The sequence below is a fragment of the Microaerobacter geothermalis genome (assembly GCF_021608135.1).
GTDB lineage: Bacteria > Bacillota > Bacilli > DSM-22679 > DSM-22679 > Microaerobacter > Microaerobacter geothermalis.
The window spans coordinates 104,486-131,455 of the sequence record NZ_JAKIHL010000003.1 but is presented as its reverse complement, the minus strand read 5'-3'; the positions used below and the strand labels follow the sequence as shown (position 1 = coordinate 131,455).

Sequence of the window (26,970 nt, the reverse complement as noted above, 5' to 3'; positions counted from 1 at the left end):
ATGCTGGAAACGATTATATTTGTTCTTTTGCAATTGGTTCTGATTCTTTTCACTGCCCCGCTGCTGCAGGGGATCATTAAGAAAACAAAGGCGCTTTTACAATCAAGGAAGGGGCCAATGATCTTTCAACCCTATTATGACTTATGGAAATATATGAAAAAGGACTTGGTGATTTCCCATCATGCTTCCTGGCTGACAAGGGCCACACCTTATATCGTCTTTTCCGCCTTGATCACGGCTGGTTTGTTGATCCCCACCTTTTCCAACCGGGTACCGTTACAGTTTGCCGGCGATTTTATCGCATTTGTCTATTTGATCGGGTTGGCCCGTTTTTTTACGGCGCTCACTGCCCTGGACGCGGGAAGCGCCTTTGGAGGAATGGGAGCGAGCCGGGAGATGGCCTTATCTGCCATTGCTGAAATTGCTTTTTTACTGGCAGTTTTTTCGGTGACGATCCCCTTTCAAACCACCAACTTAGAAACGGTAGCCTCCGGACTGGCCTCAGGAGGCTGGGAAATCATCACTCCTTCCCATATTCTTTCACTTCTGGCAATGATCCTGGTGGTCATCACAGAAACCGGACGAATACCTGTGGATAATCCCGATACCCATCTGGAGTTAACGATGATCCATGAAGGGATGCTGTTGGAATACTCGGGAAGACAGCTGGGATTAATGGTGTGGGGATCATTGATCAAACAATTTTTGATCATTAGCTTGCTGGCTAATTTATTCTTCCCCTGGGGTATGTCAGGAGAAGGTTGGAGCATTTTCCTTTCCCTTATTTTGTTTTTGATAAAAATATTTTTTCTCGGAATTTTGCTGGCCATCATTGAAACCAGCTATGCCAAGATTCGCCTCTTTCAAGTGCCGAAATTGCTAGGCACTTCCATGGTGATGTCTTTGTTGGCCATATTGACTCAATTTATTTTTTAGGGGGGTGCTGAAATGAACCTGGATATCCTTTCCCTTTTGCTTTTGATCGCTTCTGTTCTCATTTTGCAAGTGAAAAAAATAAGCTCTGCGGTGAAGCTACTCTCCTTTCAATCGGTCATACTGGCCTTCCTTGCAGGGATGATGGCTTACCTGACGGATATTTCCCATCTGTTTATTATTGCGATTTTGACGTTATTGATTAAGGCTCTGGTCATACCCTACATTCTGTTGCACACCATTATTAAAATCGACATAAAACGGGAAGTAGAACGTTTCATGGGAAGACAAGCCACTTTACTGGCTGCTTTTATTCTGGTGATTCTGGGTTATTATGTTACTTCCAGGTTAGAACTTCCCACCGGGGAGAGTACCGGACAGTTTTTGCCTGCTTCGATTATTCTTATTCTTCACGGCGCTTATACCATGATCACCCATAAGAAGGCGATTATGCAGGGCATTGGTTTAATCACCATTGAAAATGGCCTGTTCCTACTGGCTATGACCCTTACCTACGGAATGCCGATGTTTGTAGAACTGGGCATCTTCTTCGATCTTCTGATCGCGGTGATTATCATTGGACTTCTTTCCTATCGAATCAATACAACCTTTGAGAGTTTAAATACGGACAAACTTCAGAATTTGAAGGGATGACAACAGATGTCTTTCATATTGACTCTTCTTATTGCACCTATTATTACCGGTTTATTGACCTGGTCAATATCTCACCGAAAAACAGCAAATTTGATCCATTTGGTTGGGTCCCTAGTTACTCTCGGTTCGGGACTTATCTTATCCTATATGGTATTCATTGGAAATCCCATTGTTAATGGGAACCGATTTATTTACGTGGACTCTCTAAGTGCACTCCTAATTGTTATCATTACAGTGGTTGGTTTCACTGCTTCCCTCTTTTCTATCGGCTACATGGGACGGGAATTAGCAGAAGGGGTGATCAGCGAGAAGGAGTATCATCGCTATTATCTGTGGTTTCACTTGTTTATCTCAACCATGCTTGCCGTGGTGATCACCAACAATATCGGTTTCATGTGGATTGCTATTGAGTCTACCACCCTCGTTTCCGCCCTGTTGGTGGCCTTTTATAGAAAAGGCAATGCCCTGGAAGCGGCATGGAAGTACATGATCATGGGGAGCTTGGGAATCGCCTTGGCGTTGCTAGGTGTGATTTTTCTCTATACTTCCGGACTTGATTTTTTGGGAAAAGAAGAAACAGCCCTCAATTGGACGACATTGGCTGAGACTGCTTCACAGTTGAATCCCCAATGGGTGGAATGGGCCTTTATTTTTATTCTGGTTGGCTTTGGAACAAAGGCGGGATTGGCTCCTCTTCATTTTTGGCTTCCCGATGCCCACAGCCAGGCTCCTTCTCCAATAAGCGCCGTCCTCTCCGGGGTGCTCCTTAATACAGCCCTTTATGGAATCATTCGCATTTTTATTATTGCCAACCAAACACTGGATGGCGGAGCGGAGAAGTGGCTACTTGCTTTTGGTCTGTTTTCGGTGGCAATAACGGTACCCTTCATCCTGGTTCAGCATGATTTTAAACGAATGCTAGCATACTCCAGTGTTGAGCATATTGGAGTCATTACCCTTGGGCTGGGTATTGGAGGAACTCTTGGTTTTTTCGGGGCACTCCTTCACATGTTTAACCATTCCATGGCTAAATCCCTGATGTTTTTAGCTGCCGGAAATGTGAATCAAAAATTCCACACCAAGATGATGGACAGAATTTCCGGTGTCGTAAAAGCCATGCCCGTTTCAGGACCGGTTCTTTTGATGGGTACCTTTGCCTTGAGTGGTGTACCGCCATTCAGTATATTCTTGAGCGAATTCACGATTATGCTGGCTGGCTTTAGGGAAGGGAAAGCCTGGGCGAGTATTCTGTTGATTATTTTCATCGTCTTCATTTTTTCCGGAATGATTTACTATATTTCCAAAATGGTATTTGGAAATAGGCCAGTCAAAGTGGAAAAAGGAGAAATCAGTCATTGGTCTTCGGCAGCCCTGTTTATTCCCCTTATCTTTATCATTCTGTTGGGAATCTATATTCCGCCTTTTTTCCAGGAATCACTGGGCAAGATTACCATCCTTTTGAAGGGGGGACAATAAGATGGCACATAAAATCCTACCCATTGATAGAGAAGAGATTCCTGAATACTGCCGCCAACTGATACATAGATCAAATGCCAGATTGTTTACCATGGTAGGCAACGATGAGCGGGAGATTCACGGAAACTTTGTTCTGTATTATACCTTTTTGATAGATGGATCTAAGGACCTAATCACGTTAAAGGCCTCTGTTCCTGAGAATGATCCCTGTTTTCCTTCGATTGCTTCCCAATTTCCTGCTGCCAATTGGTATGAAAGGGAGGTAAGAGACTTGTTGGGGCTTGTCCCTCTTCATCATCCAGACCCCAGGCCATTGGTGCTTCACGGGGATTGGCCGGAAGGTTTATATCCGTTGCGCAAAGAATTTTCGGCAGACCTGAAGCCTCCAAGGGTAGAATCGAGGGAAACATTTATGGAATACGAAGGGGAAGGGATTACCCAAATTCCTGTTGGTCCCATCCATGCAGGAATCATCGAACCGGGGCATTTCCGCTTTGGTGCCATGGGGGATACCATTCTGCATTTGGATGCTCGGCTTTTCTACACCCACAGAGGGTTGGAAAAGTCAAGTGAAGGAAAATCTGTTCAGCATGCCCTGCTGATTGCCGAGAGAATTTGCGGGGTTTGTTCTCTTTCCCATGCCGTATCCTTTGCCCAGGCTGTTGAGGCTCTGGCTCAAGCGGAGGTCCCGGTCCGGGGTTTATACCTTCGTTCTCTTTTCCTTGAGTTGGAAAGGTTATATAACCATATTGGTGATATAGGCAATCTTTGTGCAGGGATTGGTTTTTCCTTTGGCACCAGCCAAGGAGCCATCATGAAGGAAAGAATGATGCAGTTAAATGAAAAATTGACCGGCCATCGCTTTCTCCGGGGCATGATTTCCTTGGGCGGAGTAAAGCAGGATCTCTCTGAAGAAGACAGAAAGGGAACCCTTGCCACCCTGGAAAATATTGAAACCCAGTTTAGAAGGCTTATGGATATTCTCTTAAACCATGACATTGTTATCGACCGAATGAAAACTACAGGCATTCTTACCAAGGAAATGGCCGATTCCATCCAGGTGGTCGGTCCCGCAGCCCGTGCTTCGGGGAGAAATATCGATGTACGGAGGGACCTACCTTATGCCGCTTACCGGGAAGTTGACTTCGATGTCCCGATTTATGACAAGGGGGATGTATGGTGCCGTATGAAGGTCAGAATGGATGAGGTTTTTCAATCTCTCGGTATTATTGGCCAACTTCTGGAAAATTTGCCAAGCGGTCCGATTCAAAGGGAAATTGGCAGTCTGACACCTTATCAATGGGCAGTCGGATGGACGGAGTCCCCCAGGGGAGAGAACGTCCATTGGGTGATGGCTGGAGAAAACAACACCGTTTACCGGTACAGAATTAAATCTGCCTCATACAGCAACTGGCCTGCTGTACCCTTGACAGTTCCCGGAAACATAGTACCTGACTTTCCCCTGATTAACAAAAGCTTTGAACTTTGCTATGCCTGCTGTGATCGGTAAAACGGATTAGTTTCGTATTTATAGGGATGAGAATGGAGGAAAAACCGATGATTCAACTGTTTAAGCAGATATGGAATACAGGAACGGTGACAATGACAAAATCTGTGGATAACCCTCCGGAGCGTTTCCGGGGAAAACCGGTAGTTCAAGATGAATGGTGCAATGGATGTGAAGCCTGTGTAAAAATGTGTCCGACACAGGCGATATCCATCGTTGAACGAAAGACGCCCCCACTCCAATTCCGTTTAGATTACAGCAAGTGTCTCTTTTGCGGTTTATGCGAAGAGGTATGTGAGCCCGGCGCCTTAACTATGGGCCATGAATATCGTCTGGCTACCGGTGAAAAAGACAAACTACTGATTCGTTTTGATGCAAAAGCGAAACAAGATCTAGGGATGGAAGAGTCCACATATGTCTACGTGGGGAGAGAATGATGTATGGAACATGTAGAGATCCTCGGAAAAAAACTTCGTGAACGTATTCGTCAAGTCCTTGGCAAATCCCTGCACATCCGCCATCTGGATTCTGGTTCTTGCAATGGGTGTGATTGGGAAATGAATGCCCTGTTAAACCCGATCTATGACATCCAGCGTTTTGGCATAGATTTTGTCGCATCTCCCCGACATGCCGATATGCTATTGGTTACCGGTGGTGTTACCCGCCACTTGGAGGAAGCTGTAAAATTGACGTACGATGCCGTAGCTAACCCCAAAATGGTCCTAGCCATCGGAACATGTGCCTGTGGGGGAGGCATCGCGGGAGAAAACTATGCCCATTCAGGCGGGGTAGACAAACTGCTTCCCGTTTATGTTTATGTACCTGGTTGTCCGCCAAAACCTCAGGCGATTATGGAGGGAATCCTCATTGCTCTTGACCGACGGGAGCAAAAAAGGTATAAATTATGAAGAAGAGTGAGGGAGGTGACGTATTTGGATCTGGAATTACAACAATTTAAGGCAGAATTTTTCAAAGCATTGGCTCATCCTTTACGCATACGTATTCTTGAACTTCTTCAGGCCGGAGACAAATACGTCCATGAGCTCCAAGAACACATGCAGGTAGAAAGTGCAGTAGTTTCACAGCAGTTAGCCATCCTAAGAGCAAAGAACATTGTGGTGGGAGTAAAGGAAGGAAATAAAGTGACCTATTCAGTGAAAGACCCCGCCATCTTTGAGCTTTTGGAAGTAGCCAAAAAAATATTTAACAACCATTTAGTTGATACCATCTCCATTTTAAAGAAAATGAAGAATGAAAAATAAGGGGACCGACTCATATGATTTAAGTAAGTTTCCTAAATGAAAGGATAGAAAATAACATGTCAAAAAATATCCTTATTGTTATTGTTGTAACCCTTTTCATTTTTATTTCAGGCTGTGGAAAAGAAAATAACAATCCTGCACAGGAGTCTTCATTGCCACCTGAAATCAATCAACAATTAAACTCCCTCCAAGAACAAGTGAATCAGCTGTCAGCACAAAATGAGGAACTTAAAAATTCCATTTCAAAGCTCGATCAAAAAATTAACCGATTGGAGCAAGAAAAAGAGCTGAGAAATATCATTGACTTGAAGTCCCGCCAATTTATCACAGCTCTATTTAATCGTGATATACAAACCCTAAAGGAAATGGTTGGTCCTGATGTGGTTGTCGGAGAGAATGATCTCGAATATCCAGTTTATTCCGACGGAAAATTACTAATGATCCAATTTCCTTACCCCGATGCGGATTATTCGGAGATCAGGCAACGATGGTATCTACTTAATGAAGACAATACCTATATCACCGGAATGGAAGTCTATTTAATTCCAAAACATCAGGGGGAAGACTATGGCCACATCTCAATTCTCAATCTTACCTTCCAATCCCTTGATGGGCAATGGAAAGTGACAAAAGTTGAATCAGATATATAACCCAAGCTAACACGTGTTTCCCAGCGAGCACAAGTAAAGAGGTAGGAAATTTATATTTATCTGCGTACAACCTTCTTGCCTTCTTTTAACCCTTCAAGTTGCGGATTGCGAATCACCTGGTCCCCTTGTTGAAGCCCTTCCTCAATGACCACTTCTTCATCGGTTTCTAATCCGGTTTTGACTGGTTGGACAATCGCTTTTCCGTCTCTCACTACCCATAAGGCGTCTCCACTTTCATATGGGAAAAGGGATGTTTTGGGTACAACCAATTTGCCTTCTTCAGTATGAGTAATAAATTCTACATCCAATGTGTAACCAGGCCGAAGATTTTTCATTTCTCCTTCTAATTGAACCGTAACCTTCACTCTCTGCTCGACCAAACCCAAGGCAGAAACTTTTTCCTCGGCAGAAGGTGCAATCCTGGTTACTACTCCGTCATATGAAACATCCTCCGTTTTTTTCTCTTGAGTCGCTTTTACCTTCATTCCTACAATTATATCAACAATATCTTCCGTTAACAGGTAGGTCTCTACTTCATATTGCCCGGGCTGAAACAATGTCATGACAGGTGAGCCGGGTGGAATAACCATTCCTTCTTTTATATGTAGTCCCTTTACTTTCCCATCCATGGGAGCATATAGGGACCCTTTGGCTTCCTGGTACTCCAATAAGGCGATTTGTGCTAATAATGATTGTTTTAATCCGGAAAATTGTTCTTTTGTTCCTGATGGGGGATTTTGCTGCTCGCGAATCAACTGTAAAGCTTGTTCCTGCTGTGACAACAGGTTCTCCATTTGCTTTACGGATCTTTCAGCTTCGTCGTATATTTCTTTGCTTACAGCCCCCGCTTGAAAAAGAACTTGTACCCGTTCAAATTCACTCTTTGCCGCTTCCAATTGAATTTTAGCCTGTTCTATAGCCAGTTTTTGCTGAGAGACCTGTGAAGACAGAGGTTCTCTATATACCTGTTTTTCCTGTCCTTCCACACTGGCTAACTGCCCCCTTAACTGGGCTAGTTGAAAACGAATTTCCTCGGTATCTAACTGAAGCAAGAGATCTCCCTTTTTTACATCCTGTCCCTCTTCTACCGCTAAATCGATTACTTTACCTCCTAATAAGCTGTATAATTCTCTTTCCAGTATCGGAACGACTACCCCTTCTTCCGTAAAGGATTGGGAAATGGTTCGTGGTTCTACTTCGATCATTTCGGCTTTCAAAGGTTGAAGCAATTTAAAAATGACAATAGCTGTGATTACGACGAGTACAAATCCCCATATGATCCGCTTTAATTTTTTTTTCATCACTTTCCCCTCTTTCCAAAAATAATTTCACTAGTCTTTTTCTTTTAACACATCCACTAACGAAAGCTGATGGATTTTTTTCGACAGGGTCCACTGAGAGATTAATAATGCTATAATCGTACCAATAAACGCGTATATAAAAGAAAAAGGTTCAAACAGCACCGGGATGATATAGATGTCGTTGTCCATGGATTGAGCCAAACCCTTGATCATCGAAAACGTTAGCGGAATTGCAGCTAATATGGCAAAAAAACTGATAAACCATTGTTCAAAGATTATCACCTGCAACACTTCTTTAGGGGTCATCCCCAAAACTCTTAGAGAAGCAAGTTCCCTTTTTCTTTCCGAAAGAGAAATGATACTAGAATTGTAAATAATGGAAAAACCAGCAATCAGTGCAAAAAGTACCATGATCCAAATGATAAAGGAATAGGAGTCAAGCATTTCGTAATATTTCGCTAACAACTGATTTTTTTCATCGATCGATGTCACCATCTTTGCCTCTTGGTACTGGTCCTTCAATGATGGAATGTTTTCTACCTCCATATAGATCAAAGCAGAAGAGGCCATCTCCCCCTCTCCCAAAAAATCATGTAGGGCTTCCAATTGCATATATGCATTGATGCCTAGATATTGGGGAATAATCCCTGTTACCTCCAATGTTTTAGTTGTTTTTTCGGTCCATATGCTTTCCAGAGTTATTGTTGAACCCGTTTGAACATCCAACAACTGGGCCAATCTCTCAGAAAGTAGAATACCATGGCTGGGAACAGCTACTTTGTCACCCTGACGATTCAAGATGTTGTAAAGCTGTGAATCCTCCTTTAATCCAATGATAGAGACATCTTTTTTGTGCCATTTATGCTTAAACGTAACCGGTACCTCTAACATGGGTTCTACCTTTTTCATTCCAGGGAAACCTTTTAATTCTCTTTCCATTCCCTCTATCGCCACGGGGGGATTGAATGACATCTTGACGTTATAGGTTTGAACTTTTTCAAACTGCTGCAACATGATCAAATTTGTGGTTTCCTGAAAGTACCACAGGGTAGCCATCAGACTAAAAGAAAACATGACTCCGATGAAGGTAAAAAAACTGCGCTGCTTATTTCGGAAAAGGTTCCGGGTAGCCATTTTCCCCTGTACCGTGAGACTTTCCCAGTACCAATTGACCTGTTCAATCCATGTTTTCTTGGCAGAAATGGGAGCTGGTGGGCGCATGGCTTCTGCTGGCTGTAAACGCAACGCTTGTTTACTGCCGTTATACCCGGCAAAAAGGCTGAATCCTATAGAAAGAAGTATACCGAATAGCAAAAAGGAGAAAGAAAATTGACTTTTTAAGTCTGGCAAATTGAAAAATTGCTTATACATATCGATCATGGGAAAGGAAAGCCATATCCCCAAAAGTCCTCCGCTGAGTCCTCCGGAAATCCCGATGAGCAAGGCATAGGTTAAATAGTGATACAAAATTTGCCGATCAGAATAACCAAAAGCTTTCAAGGTTCCAATCTGTCCCCTCTGCTGCTCCACCAATCTTTTTAACATGATGTATAGGATTGCTGCTGCAACCACCAAAAAAACAACAGGAAGGGTATTTGCAGTGGCCCTTAATCCAACCAATTCCTGTGTCAACAGCACATGACTCATTTGGTCCTTTCTGGGATACATGCTTTCCAACCCATATTTTTCAAGCTTCGGCTTCAACTGGTCCTCAATATCTTGGTAAGAGTAGCCTGGCTTGATTGTAAATACGATATCATTAACCAAACCCTTTTCACGAAATAGATTTTTCATGACATTGTAAGGAATATACCCTACCCCATAGGTTTCGGCGGAAGGCAATTGATCTTGAGAGAAATTAATGATGATAAATTCGGGACTTTGTCCGGTTCCAACAAGGGTTAAATCTATTTTTTTTCCTTCAACTAGGATTGGAATTTGATCCCCAAAAGCAAGTTGATTCGCCTTAACGAATTCAGCATTGATTAATATACTTTTCGTTTCATCTTCTAAAGGTCGTCCATCAATTAATTTTACATTGTTGATCAAATTTGACTTCTCAGGCTGATAGGAAACCAATGTAAGATAAACATTGTCATCCTGATTCGGAAACAAAACTCTTACATCTTTCACTAATCTTCCTTCGATTTGTTCGATGCCCTCAATTTTTGCCAATCGAGCTATCTCTAAATAAGGCATGCCCTTCACCCGAGCGAAACCGTCGGCAAAACGGTACTCCTTATAAAATCGCTCCTTGGCTAATTCAAGGTTTTGGATCACCAAGGAGACAGAAGTAAACACCATAAGTCCAATGGAAATGACTACCATACAAGCAATATAGGCAGCCTTGTTATCCACGAGATCTCTCCACATTTTCCGCCGCAGCATTACCAGTTCACCTCTTCCGGAGAGAGAGGATGTTCGATATGACGAACATTGATTAACTGACCATCCCTCATATAAAATACCCGGTCCGCCATCTCAGCAATACTGGCATTATGGGTGATAACCATCACCGTTTTTTGATATTGCTGATTAAATCTCCTTAACAATTTAAGAACTTGCTTACCCGTCTCATAATCCAAAGCGCCAGTCGGTTCATCACAAAGTAGAATTTCGGGATTTTTAGCGATTGCCCGGGCAATAGCTACCCTTTGTTGCTGGCCTCCTGATAGCTGGGAAGGAAAATGATCCGCCCGATCAGACAACCCAACTTGTTCTATCACTTCATGAATGGGAAGAGGATTTCGTGCGATCTCAACAGAAAGAGTAATATTTTCATAGGCAGTTAGGTTCGGCATTAAATTATAAAACTGAAAGACGAAACCAACCGCATCTCTACGATATTGCGTCAATATTTTTTCATCGGCATCATGGAGAGATCTTCCTTGATAGTACAATTCTCCTTCACTCACTTTATCCATTCCACCAATTAGGTTAAGAAGGGTACTTTTCCCAGAACCACTGGGACCCAGCACAACAACAAATTCACCTGAATACACTTGCAGGTTCACCGATTTTAAAGCATGAACCCTTACTTCCCCCATTTGATACCATTTGCTTAAATTCCGGCCTTCCAATATAACTTTCAAGGCTTTTCCCCCTTTTTAACTGCTTTGTTTTGGTACTTCCCATTTCCTCAAAAATTTCTCTAATTTTTTTTCATCCAATGATAATTGAATGCCGGATTTACCATTTTTTTCTTCTTCAAATTATACTAGATGATGTTCTAAAAGTCCGGTATAAATTACTATTTAATATTAACAAAAAATGAACCGTTCACGGTTCATTCAACTTTTACCTCTTCAATTTTCAAACCGAATATCTGGGGCGGTTCTACTCCATTCATCTGTAGATAGGTGGCCAACTGACCTCTATGATGCATCTCATGCTCGGCCATAGCCATCATTAGCCGCCATGCACTCACTTCATAACCATGAAGGGTGGGAAGCTTTTTTTCAAGCAGCCTGTCTCCGAGGCCAAGCAGCCCCTCCTTAAGTACAAGATGACAGTGATTCATATACTGAATCACATCCTGCAATGTATCTCCTTTTTCTTTATCGTGGCCGGCATATCGCCACTCTCCCTGTTCAAATATGTTCAGAAACATCAATTCCGCAGATCCCAAGTGACGCAAAATGTCACCGGCAGAAAACTTTCCTTCCGCAGGACGCCAATCCATCATGGATTCAGGTAAAACGTTGACATACTGCAAAGTTCTTTTTCTTACCCCATCAAAAAAAGAAACAAATTCCTCAACACTGTGAATCATACTACCCCTCCCATCATATTTGTCCGATGGCTAAGTGCCACGAAGACTCTCATTTTATCCGAAAATTTAGCAACTTTTTATTTATATTCTATCTGCCAACCCATTTTCCTTTTCTGCTGCCTACTTTTCAACCGGGTATATTCCCTTGGTATTCCATAATAGATATTCTTCTACTCCCTGTTCCATTCCAGCTTTGATTTGAGCTTCTATTTGATTTCTGCCATAGGGAATATGTCCCGCCACCCATGCTGCTGTAAACGATTGATACCATGGCCTGATTATTGCGGCATGTATTCCCTTGTCTCTCCCCGTAAAGAGAAATAAAGCCACCATTATGGCGGCTTTACGACATCAATTTTAATTTATCCCATTTAGACAATTTCATTCACAATCTCTTCCATCTTCTCAAAGGTTATTCCGTAATGGGAATCATTCCAAACGGCTTCTCCGTTTTTTAATAAAATTAATTGTGGAGATTGATGCATGATATCCATTTTCTCAGCAATCAGATTGGAAACCGGTCTGGCTTCGATCACCTTGACAAGGGTAAATTCAAGATCTCCTTCAACGTAGCCCCTTGCAAACTCTTCATACTGTTGATACGCTTTAGCACTGATAGGACAACGGGTGCTGTGCTTTAAAACAAACACAGGATAATCATGAGATTTCTCTAGAATTCTCATAAATTCAATTTCATTCACCAATTCTCGAATATGACTCATAATAATTACTCCTCCATTTATCTAATTATACCCATATAGGTATATTATCATAATAATAAACCTACAACAACTTGTGATCCGTGAGATTTCTCACTAAAGAAAACCGGAATATGCCCTATAATAAAGGAAACAAATAAATAATCATGGGATTAGGAGTGATTTCAATGAAAACCCCTGGTCAGTCACGGCTCGAACAATTACTAGACGAATATGGGCATCCGATTCCCATATCCTGGTCTGTCCCTTTAGAGAGTTCAGAGTATGATGATAATATAGGGCTGGTTATTCATGATTCAATCAAAGCAATCGAAGCAACTGCTATAAAAAGAGAAGTTTACGTAAATTTGGTCACTCCTGCTTGTCATGGGGAGCCTGGCCAATATCTCATCCCTGCATTGGAGGAATATTTTCACGATAGCATTGAATACCGCTTTATCTCCCAATGTGGATGCGGCGGTTACGTCTTAAGGGTGTGGCGAAAATAAATGGGCCAGTATATAGGCCTTTATTTTCACGGGTTACGCCTTATGACCGACCAAGATCATTCTTGGACTGTCAGCACTGTACGGTTGACCATTAAAATCACCATAGACCCCATCAAGATTTAAACCAACTTCATGGAGCATTTCCTTCATCTCTTCTAAAGAATATAAATTCACCCGTTCCTGATAGGTTCTTTCACCTTGGTCATCTCGCACCAAAATGTCCTTAATGACCCGTTGCCCTTCCACTCGTCTGGTTTCCTTTATTACCAAGTGATTTTCCCTTCTGATACTTGAAGGAACCAGATTAGCTAGTACATAGGAAGGGTTTAGATAATCCATCAGAAATCTACCGCCTAATCGAAGGACCCGATGGATGGTTTTTATTGCCTTTATATCTTCTTCTCTGTTCTGAAAATATCCGAAACTTGTAAATAAATTGACCACGGCGTCAAATTGATTACGGAAGGGTACATTTCTCATGTCATATTGATAAAAAGAGGAAGGGAGTCCTTCCGATTTTTGTTTGGCCTGTTTGAGCAGCACTTTAGACAAATCAACTCCCGTTACCTCAAAACCTTTTTGGGCTAAATGATAGCTGTGTCTTCCATTCCCGCAGCACAGATCAAGGATTTTTTCACCCTTGCTCAACTGAAGAAGGGATATGACCTGATCCACTTCCCTCTGGGCAGATTCTTCATCCCTATGCTTATAAATTAGCAGATAATCATTTTGAAAGGATTTATGAAACCACTCCGTGTGATCCCCGTGATTCATCATGCATCTCCTCGCCTCATCTTAAATGTATTATTTCCTATCATTTTACTAGAAATTAATGAAAATGTACAACAAAAAAGCCGTTGGGAACTTCGCCAACAGCTCTTTCCATAATTTTTCATTTGCTATAGATGTAGAATTAAAGATTCACACGTCCGCTAGTCGAGTTCGTCAGGAAGTGATTCAGGTCCGCTTCAAATCTAAAAAACGGGGCCCTCAAAAACATCTGGGTATCTCAACGGTGGAGTCAGTTTGAGGGCTAGTTCCCGTTCTTTAGCCTCAACGCTAAAGCACGAACTCGAAGACTGTCCTTAGTGAATTCTATAATTCCACCTATATAGACACTTTTTTGTAGATCTCCTCTTTTTCCTGATCCGTCAATACTTTATCTGCAAGGGGCAGCAAGACATGATCTTCCTTGTAGATATGCCCCATCAATACCTGATACAGCGATTCTGCCGACAGGATAAACTTCTTCTTGCCCTTTGCGGATTCAATATCCAGATATCTTCTCTGATACTCCTGATATAAACGGCGAATTTCTCCATGTTCATACATCATGACAGAAATAGGTCCAGATTCAAATCCAATGTGTCTTCCCAAGTGTGGAAATAAGTACTTTTCCTCTTCATCAAGATGCTTTTCTAAATTTTCTTCTAAAACCGCGTTTGTTTTTTTTAGGTTTTGGATGACAGACGGATTCGCATCATCTGTTTTTAGTACTTCAATACTGTCGAGAAGATCTTTAAGCGCTTCTTCCATCAAATGGTGATCTTCACCAAAAAAAGCTAATTCTTTAGAAAGTTCTTCTATGGATTCTCCAATCATGTGCATCATGCAGCCATCTTGTGGAATAAAGTCAGGTCTCACCTTATATCACCATCCTATCCTTTTGGATATACTATACCCTGTTTTTCAGATGTATTAAGTGATATTTATCACTACTAACAATAATTGTTCTAAAAAGTAAAACAATGGACAAGAAAATGGACAGGATGATTAGAAAAAAATGAATAAACTATTGTATTTATGCTCATAATTCGACTAAACTAGTATTGGTGAAAAATATTGAAGGAGGAAGTCTGATGCTATTTGTCATTATCTCTATTGTCATTTCCCTTATTACACTGTACAGCTTTTTTGGCAGTCTGAAAAGAAAAGAATGGCTGCCTACCGTTTTCTCCGCTTTGGCAACCCTTCTTTTTGGATGGTTTGGAATTATGACTTTAATCGATAAACTTTCCTAATCTTAAAACGTCAGCACCATGGCTGACGTTTTTGCTTTCTCATAATTTTTCTAGGCTATAGATACGGACCTAAAATTTAGACGTCCGCTAGTCCTTCCCTTAATTTCACTTCATAAACCTTTAAATTATTGTAGGCGACTTTCAAAATCGGGGTGTTCAGCTTATACCTGGATGCCAACCTTAGAAATTCTCCCTGTAGGTGCTCTGCTTCAACCTGCATCTTTTTTTCCATATCGCGAAGCATGGAAGATTTCATATGAAATCCCATGGATGCAGCAGCATTGAAATTATGATCCACTACCTTTTCATCCAGGCAGACTCCATGGGATAAAGCCACTTGAGATAATTCATTCAGCAATTGCAAATATAATTCCTTTCCATACGGGCTCTCCAAAATGGGGCCCATTGAAGAGTTAAACAGGGTTGTCATTCCGCTTAGTGCTGTAATAAATATATATTTGTTCCACATCTCTGTCACGATGTCCCCGCTTAATTTGGAAGTAAAATTGGCTTGATCCATGATAGATTCCACCTGTTTGACCCGAGGAGTGATTTCCCTATTCAGTTCCCCAAATACCACATCATGCCGTTGGCTGGTGTGAATAATTTCCCCTTCCTCATTTAGTGTAGATTCTATAAAACATAATCCTCCCAATACCTTTTCTTTACCAAAGCGGTCCTGCAGTGTTTCAATATGGGAATATCCGTTTAACAAGGGCAGCAACATGGTATGGCTGCTTACATAAGGTTCAACATCCCGTATGGCGTTGTCAAAATGATACGCTTTGGTCGACAGAATGATCAAATCAAAGGATCGGCCCGCTCCTTGACCTGCGGTTAAGGTTTTTACAGAAGTGGAAAAATCACCATGAACACTCTTTATGACAAGTCCATTTCCTCGTAACTGCTCTTCCCTTTTTTTTCGGACGAGAAAAGTAACGTCAGCTCCGCTTTGCAGCAATCTTCCGCCAAAATATCCCCCTACTGCTCCTGCACCAAGGATAAGTATATTCATTTTTAATCCCCTTTCTTAAAAATTCTGTCCTCATCTATAGAAGTGGAATTAAAGAATTCACTAAGGACTGCCTTCGAGTTCGTGCTTTAGCGTTGAGGCTAAAGAACGGGAATTAGCCCTCAAACTGACTCCACCATTGAAATACCCAGATGTTTTTGAGGTCCCCGTTCTTTAGACTTGAAGCGGACATGGATCACTTCTTGGCGAACTCGACTAGCGGACGTGTGAAGCTTTAATTCCACATCCATAAATTATACTTTAAAGTTCTGAACAGCTTCCTGCAACTGCTCAGATAATTGAGCAAGCTGCCTGGACGCCTGGGCAATTTCATCCATTGCCCGGTCCTGCTGCTCTACTTTTGATGCTGCTTCTTCGGAATGGGCAGCAAATTGCTGACCCAATCTTCTCATTTCATCAACAGCATTAAAAATCTCATCCGTATCTGCTGCAATGAGTTCCGTACTTTGGGCAACTTCATGTATTTCCCGAACCACTGTTTTAATGGATGCAAGAATACTTTCAAAGGATTGCCCTCCAATGGAGGCAATTTGTTCACCTTTATCCACTTCTGCCAGTCCCAATTCCATTTGTTTAACCACTTGGTCGGTATCTTTTTGAATCTCACTTAATATATCAGTAATTTCCTTAGCTGACTTGGATGATTCTTCTGCCAATTTTCTCACTTCATTGGCAACTACAGCAAAACCTTTCCCGTGTTCTCCGGCCCGGGAGGCTTCAATCGCTGCGTTAAGGGCTAATAAATTCGTCTGTTCTGATATGCCGGATATCGCTTGTACGATTTTATCAATAGCCTTTGATCGCTCAGAAAATTGTTTGACCACCTCTGAGAGCTTTTCAACCGTTTGCTTCACCACATGAATTTGTTTGATCGTATCTTCAATGGATCCTTTACCTTTCTCTGCATCTTTCTCAGTTCTGGAACTTAATTCTTTCACATGGGAAGTATTGGCAGCCACCTGTTGAAAGTTGGCAGAAATATGCTCAATCTTGGCTGAAACAGCATCTGTTTTCTGTGCTTGATTTTCTGCTCCCTTTGCCATCTCATCCAATGAAATGGCAATTTCTTTTGAAGCACTGCTGGTATTTTCAGCGCCTGCCATCAGCTCCTGTGAAGAAGCAGAAACGAGTTCTGAATGCTCCTGAACACGAAAAATAAGATCTCGTAATTTCCCTTTCATCTCATCGGATGCCGTAACTAAATCTCCAATCTCATCATTATTCTTAATCTTAAAATCGTCATCCAACAGATTTCCTTCGGCAATCCTTTGGAAACGTTGAACAATGAATTGAATAGGGTTCACAATGGTTCGTTTAATGGTGAAGTAGATGGAGATGATTAAAAGAAAGATAATGAGAACAACACCGATGATCAGGGTAATTGTATTGCTTTTTACCTCATCAATCACTTTATCTGCCGGAATACTAACGGTAATTGCTCCCCTTAATTGGTTCACCTTAAGCCCTTCTTTATCAAATCCAAAGGGGTCCTTCTCTCCTTTTACACCTCCATGACAGGTGGTACAGGATTGCTTCATATAAAGGGGTTGGACATAACGCAATACTTTTTCCCCGTCTTGCTCCACCAGCCTGGAATAAGGGGGTTGATCTCCGTTTTCCAAAAATTTCTTAAAGGAATTCAGCGCTTCCAGATCAAATTCATCCGGTTGATTATTCGGATCCCGCAGCATTTCCGGAAATGTTGTTTGACCGACTTTAAGCTGATTGGATTGGTCGGACTGACTGGTTTGATCCGATGATTTGCTTAATTCGTTCATTCTTGCTTTATTGGTATGTATGGATATAAAGGTTCCTTCATCAGATGAAATTTGTAAAGCCAACGCTTCTGCTTGTTGTTTTAAATTCTCTTTTGTATCGGCCATGCTTTTTACATATAACAGACTGATCAATGCCGAAAATAATACAATTAAAATGATCGTGATGACAATCATAAACCGCTTCGCCACTGCAAATTCCCCCCGTTACTCCCTATATAATCCCCTCTATTCTACCATTCTATGCGATTGAAAGAGACCTTCAAAGAAAATATTTTATGAATTTTTTTAAAATTAAGCAGCCCGGTGATTTCCGAAAATCTTCGGCAACCCGGGCTCATTTTTAAAGACATCATTACTTATACTCCAAATGATCTATATCAAGTTTTCGGGATTTAATGCTTCCAGTTCCGGAATCACAAATCTCCCATCCTTCCGGATTAGGCGCCCGTCAAAGTAGATCTCTCCCCCTCCGTATTCGGGACGTTGAATGCATACCATATCCCAATGAATCGCTGATTTGTTTCCGTTGTTTGCTTCTTTATAAGCCCTGCCGGGAGTAAAGTGAAAACTTCCATCAATTTTTTCATCGAACAGAATATCCTTCATTGGAGTTTTTATATAGGGATTTACTCCAATGGCGAATTCTCCAATAAATCTAGCTCCTTCATCGGTATCGAGAATCTTGTTGATTCTCTCCGTATCGTTGGCTTTGGCTTCAATGATCTTGCCGTCTTTAAATGTCAGACTTACCTGCTCAAAGGTAAATCCCTGATAGGGAGTCGGGGTGTTATAGGTAATTTTTCCATTCACAGAATTTCTCACAGGCGCGGTAAACACCTCGCCGTCTGGAATATTAAATTCTCCGGCACATTTGATAGCAGGAATTCCTTTGATGGAAAACTTCAAGTCGGTATCCCTTCCCACAATATGTACTTCATCGGTATTCTCCATTAATTGAACCAAGCTGTCCATGGCTTTTGACATTTTGCTGTAATCCAGGTTGCACACTTGAAAGTAAAAATCTTCAAATGCTTCAGTACTCATATTGGCCAACTGGGCCATGGAATCATTGGGATATCGCAACACCACCCACCTGGTTTTCGGTACCCGGATTTCACCATGAACCGCTTCCCCGTAAATTTTCATATAATTGGATCTCTGCTCATCTGGAACATCTGAAGTGGCATTGATGTTTTCCCCTGCTCTGATGCCGATGTATGCGTCCATATTTCTCATCACGTTGCCATCAAAATCAGCCATGAAGCGAAGCTGCTCCTCTTTTGCACCCATCAAGATTGCCCGATCGATAGAAGGGTTCCTTAATGTGACAAACGGCAGTCCCCCGGCATGATAGACCTCTTCCACCAATGCCTTGGTCAGTTCCGTGGCATTCCCAAACATTTCGATAAGTACTTTTTCTCCTTTTTTTAGTCGTATAGAGTAGCCGATTAAATTCTTGGCTAATTGTGTAATTCTTGGATCTCGCATGGAATTCCCTCTCTTTCTTATATGGTTGATATGATGTAAATCGATCTCAATTTCTGATGATATCAAAAAAAACTTGAAAAAGCACGTCCGTTAAGGACGTGCTTTACAAGTCTCTATAAGTTCCCTTTTTTAACAGAGAAAAGAACAAGCTGCAAATTTCCTGTTGCTTATTTGAAGATACTTCCCCCGAAAATAAAACGGTACTCCCAATGCTTGCCCTTAATGGTATCAATGCGGACTCCTCCCGATTCAGGTGAGTAAGTGTGAATAATTTTCCCGTCACCCATATAAATTCCTGAATGGGTAATAGTTTGTTTAGAAACATCAATTCCTGCATAATCGGAGGCCTTCCATCCTTTATAGGACATCATAAACATGATATCTCCCGGTTGAAGGTCATCAATGGAACGAATCACCTTACCATTTTGTTTGATATAGTTGGCTATGGTTCTTCCATTGGAAGGCAGTTTAATTCCTGTTCCATCCAAATAGGCCCACCTGACAAACTCTGAACTATCCAATGTTCTTGCATTGGAACGGTCCGATCCGAACTCATAAGGGGTACCCAGATATTTTTTCCCTGCAGCAATGATATTCTGTCTAATCTTGCTTTCATTTGGCTTTACGGATGTTTCTTTTTTGGGGGATGATGTTGGCTGATTTGCTGTTGGGTCAGTTAAATTTCCCTGATCGGTGTATCGTTTTGCGGTATAAAATTGCTTTTGCAGATAATCCAGATTCATGTCAATGACACTGATTTTCCCGAAGTATTTTGTTGCCGCAACGATCTTATTACTCCCAATATATATGCCTGCCATGTTGCCTTCCAGATTTCCTGCCTTGTAGAACAGCACATCCCCTGGTCGCAAATCAGCGAGGGAAACGGTTTTTCCTGCTGATACTTGGCCCTTTATATAACTGGGTATGGTGATTCCTTCTTTATTTAAGACCTGATAAATAAACCCATCGGAATCGGAATAAGAAACCCCTACATATTGTTTCGCTCTGTCAGCAATGGACTGACCTTCAGTGACTGCTTGTCCGGCATTGGAAAAAAGAGGAGTTAATAAAAGGGATGCTGCCAGTAAACTGGTTGCCATTTTTTTCTTCATCTTTGTCATCTCCTTTACACTTTCGGTACTTGTTTTTCTCTTTCGATCATTGCATCTTAACTGTAGCACAATCCAATTGATATAAATTAATCCAAATTTTACTATTAAATTTGATGACAGATTGGGCATCTAAGATTTGAAGAAATCAAAAAGGAAGTGTTAACTATATTCTATATGTCGTATAATAGTTATGAGGTGATTCCTATGGCTACAAAAACATTACCTGTTCTTATTGAGCAGGATGAATCAGGTTATTTCATAGTAACGTGCCCTGTTTTGAAAGGCTGTTATACGCAAGGTAAGACTTTGAAAGAAGCAATGGATAATATAAAAGAAGCAATCGAACTTTGTTTGGAAGAACTTGATCAAGACGAATTGGGTGCCCAATCATAAAGAATTGGGGATCGGATTAACACTTAAGATTATTAAAGATGCTGAAATGACGGTACAGGAATTTGAAGATTTATTAAAATCATAGAAGATGGAAATACAGAACTTAATCAACTTTTTATTTCAAAGAAATAATGTTTTGCTAAAGGACAAAAGAATTTGTGAATTAAAAAAACCTTGACATGGATTGTCAAGGTTTTTTTCGTAAAACCGCCAATGTTACCAATGAAAAGAAGACTTCACTGAGTTATTAATCCTCCAATGGAAAATAGTTACCTTATGATTACCATGTTTTCGGACTAAGTTAAACTTTTTTCTCCTGTCTCATCCGGTAAATCATAAAGCCTATCGCAATCAAGATCGTGGCAATAGCTGTCAATTGGGCCACTTTCAGATCAAAGATGGTGCGCAAGCTGTCTCCCCGCCAAAACTCCATGGTGAAACGGGATAAGGAATAGAGAGCCAGCATGGCGAGGAACAGAAACCCTTCAAAAGGTTTCCTCTTTTTCACCCAGAGAAGAATTCCCATGATGATCACGTCACCTATCGCTTCAAACAAGGGCATCGGCAAGATAGACACATCTCCGTATATACTGTAAGCCAAAGTTCCGGGGGGATAGGTCACAGCAAATATGGAGCTGCTGGGAATTCCATAAGCATCTCCGGTCAGAAAATCCCCAATCCGGCCAATGGCCATTCCAAGGATCAAGGCCGGGGCAACGATGTCTGACACATGCCAAACCGGCAAATCCCTCTTTCTGGCATACCAAATTCCGGCTATTGCTCCGCCAAGGATTCCGCCCTGAATGGCTAATCCGCCCATCCATACCATGAAAATTTCAATGGGATTGTCCACATAGTTCTGCCACATGAACACGACATACCACAATCTTGCTCCTATAATTCCCCCAATCATGGCATAAACCGTTAAATCAACCATATAATCGGGATTGATCCCTTCTTTTTTGGCTGTTCTGGTGATCATCCACATCCCGACAAGAGCTGCAAGGGCAATCATTACACCAAGGGTATGAATGGGCAGCGGCCCAATTTTAAAAAGGACCGGTCCTGGAAACATAAAACACCTCATTTTTGTTATTAATATTTATATTGTTTACATTCTGGTGCATTCACTGATATGAGCGGCATTGTCACCCACGACTTCAGTGGCAAGCCTGAGAATTTCCCTAATTCTTTCGTCTTTAATCTGGTAATATACATATTTTCCTTCCTGGCGGGCATCAACATAGCCGCACCATTTTAAACAAGCTAATTGGTTGGAAATCTGAGATTGTTTAATACCCAGTTCTTGTACAAGTTCACTCACATTTTTTTCTTTTCCCAGTAAAGACTGAACAATTTTTAATCGGGTAGGATTGGAAAGCCCATGAAAGAATTTGGCATATAATTCTGCACTAATTTCATCCTGCATTTTTTTCTTCTGATTCACATCACTCATTCCTTTAATTTTATCTTTACTTTTAATATTTTATACCAATTAATGATGAAAAAACTCTTCTTATCCTGCACAGCAGGAAAGTTTGTCCACATCCTTATCAAAGGTTAAGACAGCCAATTTAAGCCCTTCTGACATCGTTAAGTATGGGGCAAGACTTTCCCCTAAATCTTCAACAGTCAAACCAAATTTAACCGCAAGCACTCCTGCATAAATCACATCCCCAGCATTTTCGGCAACAATATGAATCCCTAATATTTTAAGACTCTCGGCATCAGCTACCAGTTTGAATACTCCGGTGGTTTCACGATTTACGATGGCACGTGGTACAGCTTCAAGGGGCAATACCGATGTCTTCACTTGGTATCCTTTTTCTCTTGCCTGTTCCTCAGTTAATCCAACGGTCGCAATTCCCGGATTGGTGAAGGTAACCCCTGGTACAGCACTTAAATCAACCTTCCGGTTTAAACCTCTAATGGCATTATCAGCGGCAATTCCGCCTTCATAGGCTGCTACATAAACAAATTGTGGTCCCATCGTCACATCACCGGCAGCATAAATCCGCGGATTGTTGGTTCTGAGATCATCTCCTATTAGTACTTCACCCCGTCTGCCTTGCTTTACTCCAGCGGCTTCCAGATTTAAAGCATCCGTATTCGGTCGGCGACCTGCAGCCACAAGCAGCTGGTCTGCTTCAACTATACGCCTTTCACCATTCACCTTAACGTGTACTCTCTTGACGCCATCAATCTGCTCCACTCGTTCGTAAGTTACTCCGGTCACAAGTTCAATTCCTTGCTCGGTGATAAATCGCGTCACGGTATCTGAAATTTCCGGATCATACTCTTTTAATACCCGTTGACTTCGTTGGATCAAGATTACCTCTGCCCCCAAGTGATGGAATAACTGCCCAAGCTCAAGGGCAATATATCCGGAACCGATCACAGCAAGCCGTTTCGGCACTTCTTTCAGTTGCAGAAGACTGGTGCTCGTCAGGTAATCAACATCCTCAAGCCCTGGAATATCAGGTATCAAAGGTGAAGCACCCGTGGCAATCAGAAAGGATTGGGCTGTAATCCGTTGTCCGTTGACTTCAATCGTCTTCTCATCAACAAAACGGGCTTCACCCCGAATGAGATCAATTCCATATTCATCAATCAATGATTCATACTTTTTGTAGCGCAAATCATCAACAAGAGCGTTCTTTTCTTTCACCAAACAAGCCAGGTCCACTTGACCGGCACTCGTCTGCAAACCAGAGAACGGATTTTTGGCCGCAAGATGATTGATTTCTCCTGCACGAAGCATAGTTTTTGACGGTACACATCCAATATTTACACAGGTCCCTCCGATTGTCCCACGCTCAATCATTGCCACCCGGGCACCATAATCCACCGCTTTTATCGCTGCTGAAAATGCAGCTCCGCCAGAGCCGATAATTAGTAAATCATACTGCTGCTCAGCCATCATGATATCACCTAACCTTTTCATAAATGAAGTTTTTATTGATCTCGATTTCGATGATCATTATATTAACGTTTCTTAATATATTGATATGTTAACTTAACGAATGCGTCCTTGTCAAATTTTTCATTCCTTTAATTTTTGAATTATAAATGCTTGACTCTCTGAGTTTATTTTTGATAACATTTTTATATATTTAAATATCTTAATTTATTATGATAATATTTTGAAGGGAAGTGGCATCCATGAAAGAAAAATTGGCAAATATCAGTTCCATGGTTTCTTCTTTTGTTTCCGCCATTTGCTGAATTGGGGCAGCGATTCTGGTACCGCTCGGTCTGGGCGGTTTAAGCAGTGTATTAACCGTAGCCTTTGCCCCGTATCGCAGGATTTTTATCATCTTAACCCTTGTCCTTTTAGGGGTTTCTCATTTCCTTCACTGGCGCGGAAAGAAGAAGGGAAACAAGTTGCTTTGGATTTCGACAGCCATTTCTTTATTCTTTATCCTGTACACCATCCGTTCTATAGGCTGGTAAGATAATCAGAAAACTTACGTCAGGTGAAGTGTATTTCTCCACCTGTAGTTTAGCTGCGATGTACAGCACGTGCCAATGTCGACAATGCAGCCAGACCCCTGCGTTTTTGAATGAAAACATTAAACAGGCTGTTGGGAAACCTCAACAGCCTTGACATATTATATTTTTTAATGTTAGGACAAATCTGCTGTACCTGCAGAAGGTGTGATCGCCAGATGCGGTTTTATCCCTTTCTGTGCTTTCACAGATAGGCTTAAAACGGCTCCCATGATTAATACGATGGCCGAAAGAATAAAACCAAAGAAATAACTTCCCGTGTAATCATAAATGACTCCGCCCAGCCAGGCTCCCAAAGCGGCTCCGATTTGATGGACCAGAAATATACTGCCAAAAACCTTTCCTAAGGAAAATGTCCCCCATATTTCTCCAGCTAACATGGATGTAAGGGGCCCCGTCGCTGTCCAGGAAAGACCATATATCACAGCTCCCAGATAGATATACCAATTATCACTTGCAAGTCCAATCATAATGAATGAGATGGCCCTCAACAAATATACAATCGATAACATGGTTTTACCCCCCCACCTGTCAGACAGGCCCCCTGCCAAGGGTGTTCCTATCGCCGCAGCACTGCCGGTCAAACCAAAAGCAAAAGCGGCAACCAAAGGATCCAATCCGATATCGGTCCCATAACTGAAGAAATGGGTACTGAAAAAACTTAATGTGTAGCCGCAGGCAAAGTAAGAAAATGATAATTTGTAATACTCCTTATTTCGAAATACGGCTAAATAGGAAACCGGTTTTCCCTCATGATGACTCAACCCTTTTGATTCCTCTGTTTCACAGCCTTCTTCTTTCCCGTAAGGTAACAACCCCATATCCTGGGGCTTGTTTTTCAGAAAAACAAGCCCTAATGGGAGAAGGATTCCGAGCAAAATCATTCCCAATATCAGAAAGGTATTTCTCCATCCCAGCTGGATCAACCAATAGGTAATGACTGGAGTAAGTAATTGGGGACCCAACGGCAGTCCAGCCATGGTAATACCCATGATTAGTCCTTTTCTTTTTTCAAACCAAATGGAGATAAGAACGGAAATCGTAACAAGTGCCGTTGTGCCATAAGCAACAGCCATGATCAGTGTATACAATAAGAAAAATTGTGTCAGATTTTGCAGAAATGATAAGCTGATATACACGAGACCTTGAAGGAGGACCCCAATACTAATCACCTTTTTAGGTCCCACTTTCGTGATTAAATTTCCCAAGAAAGGAGAAAAAAGACCCTGGACAATCATAAAACCGGCGATGATGGAGGAAAAGACGGAACGATCCCACAAAAATTCCTGGGAGATCGGTTTAACAAAAATACCAATACTCAGAATCATCCCTGATGTAATAATCAACAGGATTAATGAGAACCCTGCGATAATAAAACCGTAATGGAACCGAAATAATTTATTCATGCCGCCCTCCTCCTTCCCTGACTCCTGTCCTTCCTTTCATATTTCCATATTTCTTCTATTTCGTTTTTTTCTATTATCTCATCGTTTTTTGTATCCGTAAAATGCATAATATAAATGGTTTTAATGCATTTTGATTATCGATTGATTGTTTAATAAGAAAAAAGCAGCCTGTCAGCTGCCTCTACCATTCACTTCTTTTATTTTTTTACACGAATCGGATGATCGTCATCGCGATTTATGATCTGGCCAATTTCTGAAATCGCAATACAGTTGGCTTTTCGCAATTCCTCAATCAGGAGGTCTTTTTTCTCCGGCGAAACGGCGATCAACAGCCCGCCGGATGTTTGGGCATCATAGAGGAGCCATCTTGTGGAATCCGGAATATCTTGATCCCACTCTACTTTTTCCCGAAGTATGCGCTGGTTGTTTCGAGTCCCGTTTGAAATGGCTTGTTTCTCAGCCAGCTCCCATGCCTCCGGGATGACAGGTACCTGGGATAATCTGATTTCTGCGGATACCATACTTGAATTGACGATCTCATAGAGATGTCCCAAAAGTCCAAATCCCGTCACATCGGTACACGCATTTACCCCAACCTTCATCATGGCTTCAGATGCACCATTATTCAAGGTTGTCATTATCCTTAGAACCCCTTCCTCCAATTGGGGCGTAGTCAACTGCAGATCGATACCAGTTGTGATAACTCCGATCCCAATGGGTTTGGTTAAAATCAATACATCACCCGTTTTTGCTCCTGACTTTGTCACATAATGTTCCCTATCCAGGTACCCCGTAACAGCCATTCCATATTTGGGGGCATGGTCTTCATAAGAATGTCCGCCGACTATGGGAACTCCCACCTCCAATAATTTATCCATACCGCCGCGAAGAATCTCCTCCATTATGCTTAAAGGAAGCGTATTGACTGGAAACCCAATGATATTCAAGACAAAGGCAGGTGTTCCTCCCATAGCGTAGATATCGCTTAATGCGTTGGCGGCAGCTACCTGCCCAAACCCATAGGGATCATTTACAACAGGACTGATGTAATCAATGGTTTGCACGATCGATTTCCTATCTCCCATTCGTATAATGGCTGCATCATCCCCTCTCCCAATGAGAATGGTTTCATCTTGATGATCAGGCATAGAGCGCAAAACTTGCGCCAAATCGGAGGGCCCGATTTTACTCGCTCAGCCTGCGCCTGGCGAAAATGAGGTTAAACGGATCTGTGGGATTTGTTCCATGTGTGAGTATCCCCTTCCTGAACTGTACATGTGTCTCTTGATAGCATTATAATATAATTGTATCACTCAAACACTATCCATTCGGTTTTTTTGCCCGATAGCTAATCGCCACTAAGACTCCGATGGAACTAATGAATTTTCACGTTCGCGAGTCGAGTTCGGCGAGAAGTAGTTAAAGTCCGCTCCGGGACTAAAGAACGGAGCCCTCAAAAACATCTGG

The 26,970-nt window shown here is 41.8% G+C and carries 28 protein-coding genes and 1 pseudogene; 11 read left to right on the top strand and 18 right to left on the bottom strand.

The annotated features are described in order from the left end of the window. The 8 genes from L1765_RS03555 to L1765_RS03520 are packed head-to-tail and all read left to right on the top strand — an operon-like array spanning position 1 to position 6,482. Complete coding sequence (locus L1765_RS03555; protein WP_236405037.1) at positions 1-936, top strand: respiratory chain complex I subunit 1 family protein; 936 nt, start codon at positions 1-3, stop codon at positions 934-936. Positions 937-948: 12 nt separating this feature from the next. Further along, a complete protein-coding gene (locus L1765_RS03550; protein ID WP_236405027.1) occupies positions 949-1,587 on the top strand; it encodes a hydrogenase in 639 nt (212 codons plus the stop codon). Between the two features lie 6 nt (positions 1,588-1,593). Beyond that, positions 1,594-3,063: a hydrogenase 4 subunit F gene (locus L1765_RS03545; RefSeq protein ID WP_236405026.1), complete on the top strand. Its 1,470-nt coding sequence runs from the start codon at positions 1,594-1,596 to the stop codon at positions 3,061-3,063. 1 nt (position 3,064) lies between these two features. Then, complete coding sequence (locus tag L1765_RS03540; protein WP_236405024.1) at positions 3,065-4,573, top strand: hydrogenase large subunit; 1,509 nt, start codon at positions 3,065-3,067, stop codon at positions 4,571-4,573. A 47-nt stretch (positions 4,574-4,620) separates the two neighbouring features. Continuing rightward, positions 4,621-5,007: a 4Fe-4S binding protein gene (locus tag L1765_RS03535; RefSeq protein ID WP_236405022.1), complete on the top strand. Its 387-nt coding sequence runs from the start codon at positions 4,621-4,623 to the stop codon at positions 5,005-5,007. A gap of 3 nt (positions 5,008-5,010) precedes the next feature. Continuing rightward, on the top strand, positions 5,011-5,478 hold the full coding sequence (locus L1765_RS03530; protein WP_236405020.1) for an NADH-quinone oxidoreductase subunit B family protein: 468 nt from the start codon (positions 5,011-5,013) through the stop codon (positions 5,476-5,478). 24 nt (positions 5,479-5,502) lie between these two features. Next, positions 5,503-5,832, top strand: a complete 330-nt coding sequence (locus L1765_RS03525; protein WP_236405009.1) for an ArsR/SmtB family transcription factor — start codon at positions 5,503-5,505, stop codon at positions 5,830-5,832. Between the two features lie 56 nt (positions 5,833-5,888). Then, complete coding sequence (locus tag L1765_RS03520) at positions 5,889-6,482, top strand: hypothetical protein (protein ID WP_236405007.1); 594 nt, start codon at positions 5,889-5,891, stop codon at positions 6,480-6,482. Between the two features lie 56 nt (positions 6,483-6,538). Here L1765_RS03520 and L1765_RS03515 read toward each other — a convergent pair whose 3' ends face one another. The 6 genes from L1765_RS03515 to ytxJ all read right to left on the bottom strand — a co-directional run bounded on the left by L1765_RS03515 (position 6,539) and on the right by ytxJ (position 12,277). Beyond that, entirely contained in the window at positions 6,539-7,783 is a 1,245-nt protein-coding gene (locus L1765_RS03515) for an efflux RND transporter periplasmic adaptor subunit (protein WP_236405006.1), read from the bottom strand. A gap of 30 nt (positions 7,784-7,813) precedes the next feature. Further along, positions 7,814-10,171 carry an ABC transporter permease gene (locus L1765_RS03510; protein WP_236405004.1) on the bottom strand — a complete coding sequence of 786 codons (2,358 nt, stop codon included), beginning with the start codon at positions 10,169-10,171 and terminating at the stop codon, positions 7,814-7,816. Next, a complete protein-coding gene (locus L1765_RS03505) occupies positions 10,171-10,875 on the bottom strand; it encodes an ABC transporter ATP-binding protein (protein ID WP_329609983.1) in 705 nt (234 codons plus the stop codon). The genes L1765_RS03510 and L1765_RS03505 overlap by 1 nt, the downstream gene beginning before the upstream one ends. A 194-nt stretch (positions 10,876-11,069) precedes the next feature. Further along, positions 11,070-11,555: a DinB family protein gene (locus L1765_RS03500; RefSeq protein ID WP_236405002.1), complete on the bottom strand. Its 486-nt coding sequence runs from the start codon at positions 11,553-11,555 to the stop codon at positions 11,070-11,072. A gap of 120 nt (positions 11,556-11,675) precedes the next feature. Further along, a complete protein-coding gene (locus L1765_RS03495; RefSeq protein WP_236405000.1) occupies positions 11,676-11,888 on the bottom strand; it encodes a putative glycoside hydrolase in 213 nt (70 codons plus the stop codon). 38 nt (positions 11,889-11,926) lie between these two features. Further along, positions 11,927-12,277 (bottom strand): bacillithiol system redox-active protein YtxJ, encoded by a 351-nt coding sequence (ytxJ, locus tag L1765_RS03490; RefSeq protein ID WP_236404983.1) that lies wholly within the window; start codon positions 12,275-12,277, stop codon positions 11,927-11,929. A gap of 164 nt (positions 12,278-12,441) precedes the next feature. On the opposite strand from ytxJ, the gene L1765_RS03485 reads away from it, so the two are divergent. Beyond that, entirely contained in the window at positions 12,442-12,762 is a 321-nt protein-coding gene (locus L1765_RS03485; protein WP_236404973.1) for a CGCGG family putative rSAM-modified RiPP protein, read from the top strand. A 33-nt stretch (positions 12,763-12,795) separates the two neighbouring features. Here L1765_RS03485 and L1765_RS03480 read toward each other — a convergent pair whose 3' ends face one another. Continuing rightward, on the bottom strand, positions 12,796-13,536 hold the full coding sequence (locus L1765_RS03480) for a class I SAM-dependent methyltransferase (RefSeq protein ID WP_236404968.1): 741 nt from the start codon (positions 13,534-13,536) through the stop codon (positions 12,796-12,798). A 333-nt stretch (positions 13,537-13,869) separates the two neighbouring features. Then, positions 13,870-14,406, bottom strand: coding sequence for a hemerythrin domain-containing protein (locus tag L1765_RS03475; protein WP_236404965.1), 537 nt, complete (start codon positions 14,404-14,406; stop codon positions 13,870-13,872). 215 nt (positions 14,407-14,621) lie between these two features. Between L1765_RS03475 and L1765_RS03470 the strand changes: the two genes are divergently transcribed. Further along, a complete protein-coding gene (locus tag L1765_RS03470) occupies positions 14,622-14,783 on the top strand; it encodes a DUF2759 family protein (protein ID WP_236404949.1) in 162 nt (53 codons plus the stop codon). Between the two features lie 76 nt (positions 14,784-14,859). Here L1765_RS03470 and L1765_RS03465 read toward each other — a convergent pair whose 3' ends face one another. The 4 genes from L1765_RS03465 to L1765_RS03450 all read right to left on the bottom strand — a co-directional run bounded on the left by L1765_RS03465 (position 14,860) and on the right by L1765_RS03450 (position 20,194). Beyond that, the gene (locus L1765_RS03465) at positions 14,860-15,798 is read right to left on the bottom strand and encodes a ketopantoate reductase family protein (RefSeq protein WP_236404940.1); all 939 of its coding nucleotides are present in this window, start codon (positions 15,796-15,798) and stop codon (positions 14,860-14,862) included. Between the two features lie 251 nt (positions 15,799-16,049). Then, positions 16,050-17,783, bottom strand: a complete 1,734-nt coding sequence (locus L1765_RS03460; RefSeq protein WP_236404929.1) for a methyl-accepting chemotaxis protein — start codon at positions 17,781-17,783, stop codon at positions 16,050-16,052. A gap of 183 nt (positions 17,784-17,966) precedes the next feature. Then, positions 17,967-19,082 carry an aminopeptidase gene (locus tag L1765_RS03455; protein WP_236404927.1) on the bottom strand — a complete coding sequence of 372 codons (1,116 nt, stop codon included), beginning with the start codon at positions 19,080-19,082 and terminating at the stop codon, positions 17,967-17,969. Positions 19,083-19,249: 167 nt separating this feature from the next. Then, the gene (locus L1765_RS03450) at positions 19,250-20,194 is read right to left on the bottom strand and encodes a C40 family peptidase (protein ID WP_236404925.1); all 945 of its coding nucleotides are present in this window, start codon (positions 20,192-20,194) and stop codon (positions 19,250-19,252) included. A 204-nt stretch (positions 20,195-20,398) separates the two neighbouring features. Here L1765_RS03450 and L1765_RS03445 point away from each other — a divergent pair, with 204 nt between their 5' ends. After that, positions 20,399-20,587 carry a type II toxin-antitoxin system HicB family antitoxin gene (locus L1765_RS03445; protein ID WP_236404923.1) on the top strand — a complete coding sequence of 63 codons (189 nt, stop codon included), beginning with the start codon at positions 20,399-20,401 and terminating at the stop codon, positions 20,585-20,587. A gap of 301 nt (positions 20,588-20,888) precedes the next feature. On the opposite strand, the gene lgt is transcribed toward L1765_RS03445, so the two are convergent. The 6 genes and pseudogenes from lgt to selD form a co-directional block, all read right to left on the bottom strand. Then, on the bottom strand, positions 20,889-21,662 hold the full coding sequence (gene lgt, locus L1765_RS03440; RefSeq protein ID WP_236404921.1) for a prolipoprotein diacylglyceryl transferase: 774 nt from the start codon (positions 21,660-21,662) through the stop codon (positions 20,889-20,891). Between the two features lie 36 nt (positions 21,663-21,698). Next, complete coding sequence (locus L1765_RS03435) at positions 21,699-22,034, bottom strand: ArsR/SmtB family transcription factor (protein WP_236404913.1); 336 nt, start codon at positions 22,032-22,034, stop codon at positions 21,699-21,701. A 69-nt stretch (positions 22,035-22,103) separates the two neighbouring features. Beyond that, positions 22,104-23,501, bottom strand: a pseudogene (merA, locus tag L1765_RS03430) (mercury(II) reductase); the annotation flags it as partial. Between the two features lie 208 nt (positions 23,502-23,709). After that, on the bottom strand, positions 23,710-23,904 hold the full coding sequence (locus tag L1765_RS16165; protein ID WP_236404911.1) for a hypothetical protein: 195 nt from the start codon (positions 23,902-23,904) through the stop codon (positions 23,710-23,712). 309 nt (positions 23,905-24,213) lie between these two features. Continuing rightward, entirely contained in the window at positions 24,214-25,503 is a 1,290-nt protein-coding gene (locus L1765_RS03420; protein WP_236404909.1) for an MFS transporter, read from the bottom strand. A 197-nt stretch (positions 25,504-25,700) separates the two neighbouring features. Next, a complete protein-coding gene (selD, locus tag L1765_RS03415; protein ID WP_268928670.1) occupies positions 25,701-26,750 on the bottom strand; it encodes a selenide, water dikinase SelD in 1,050 nt (349 codons plus the stop codon). Between the last annotated feature and the right edge of the window lie 220 nt (positions 26,751-26,970).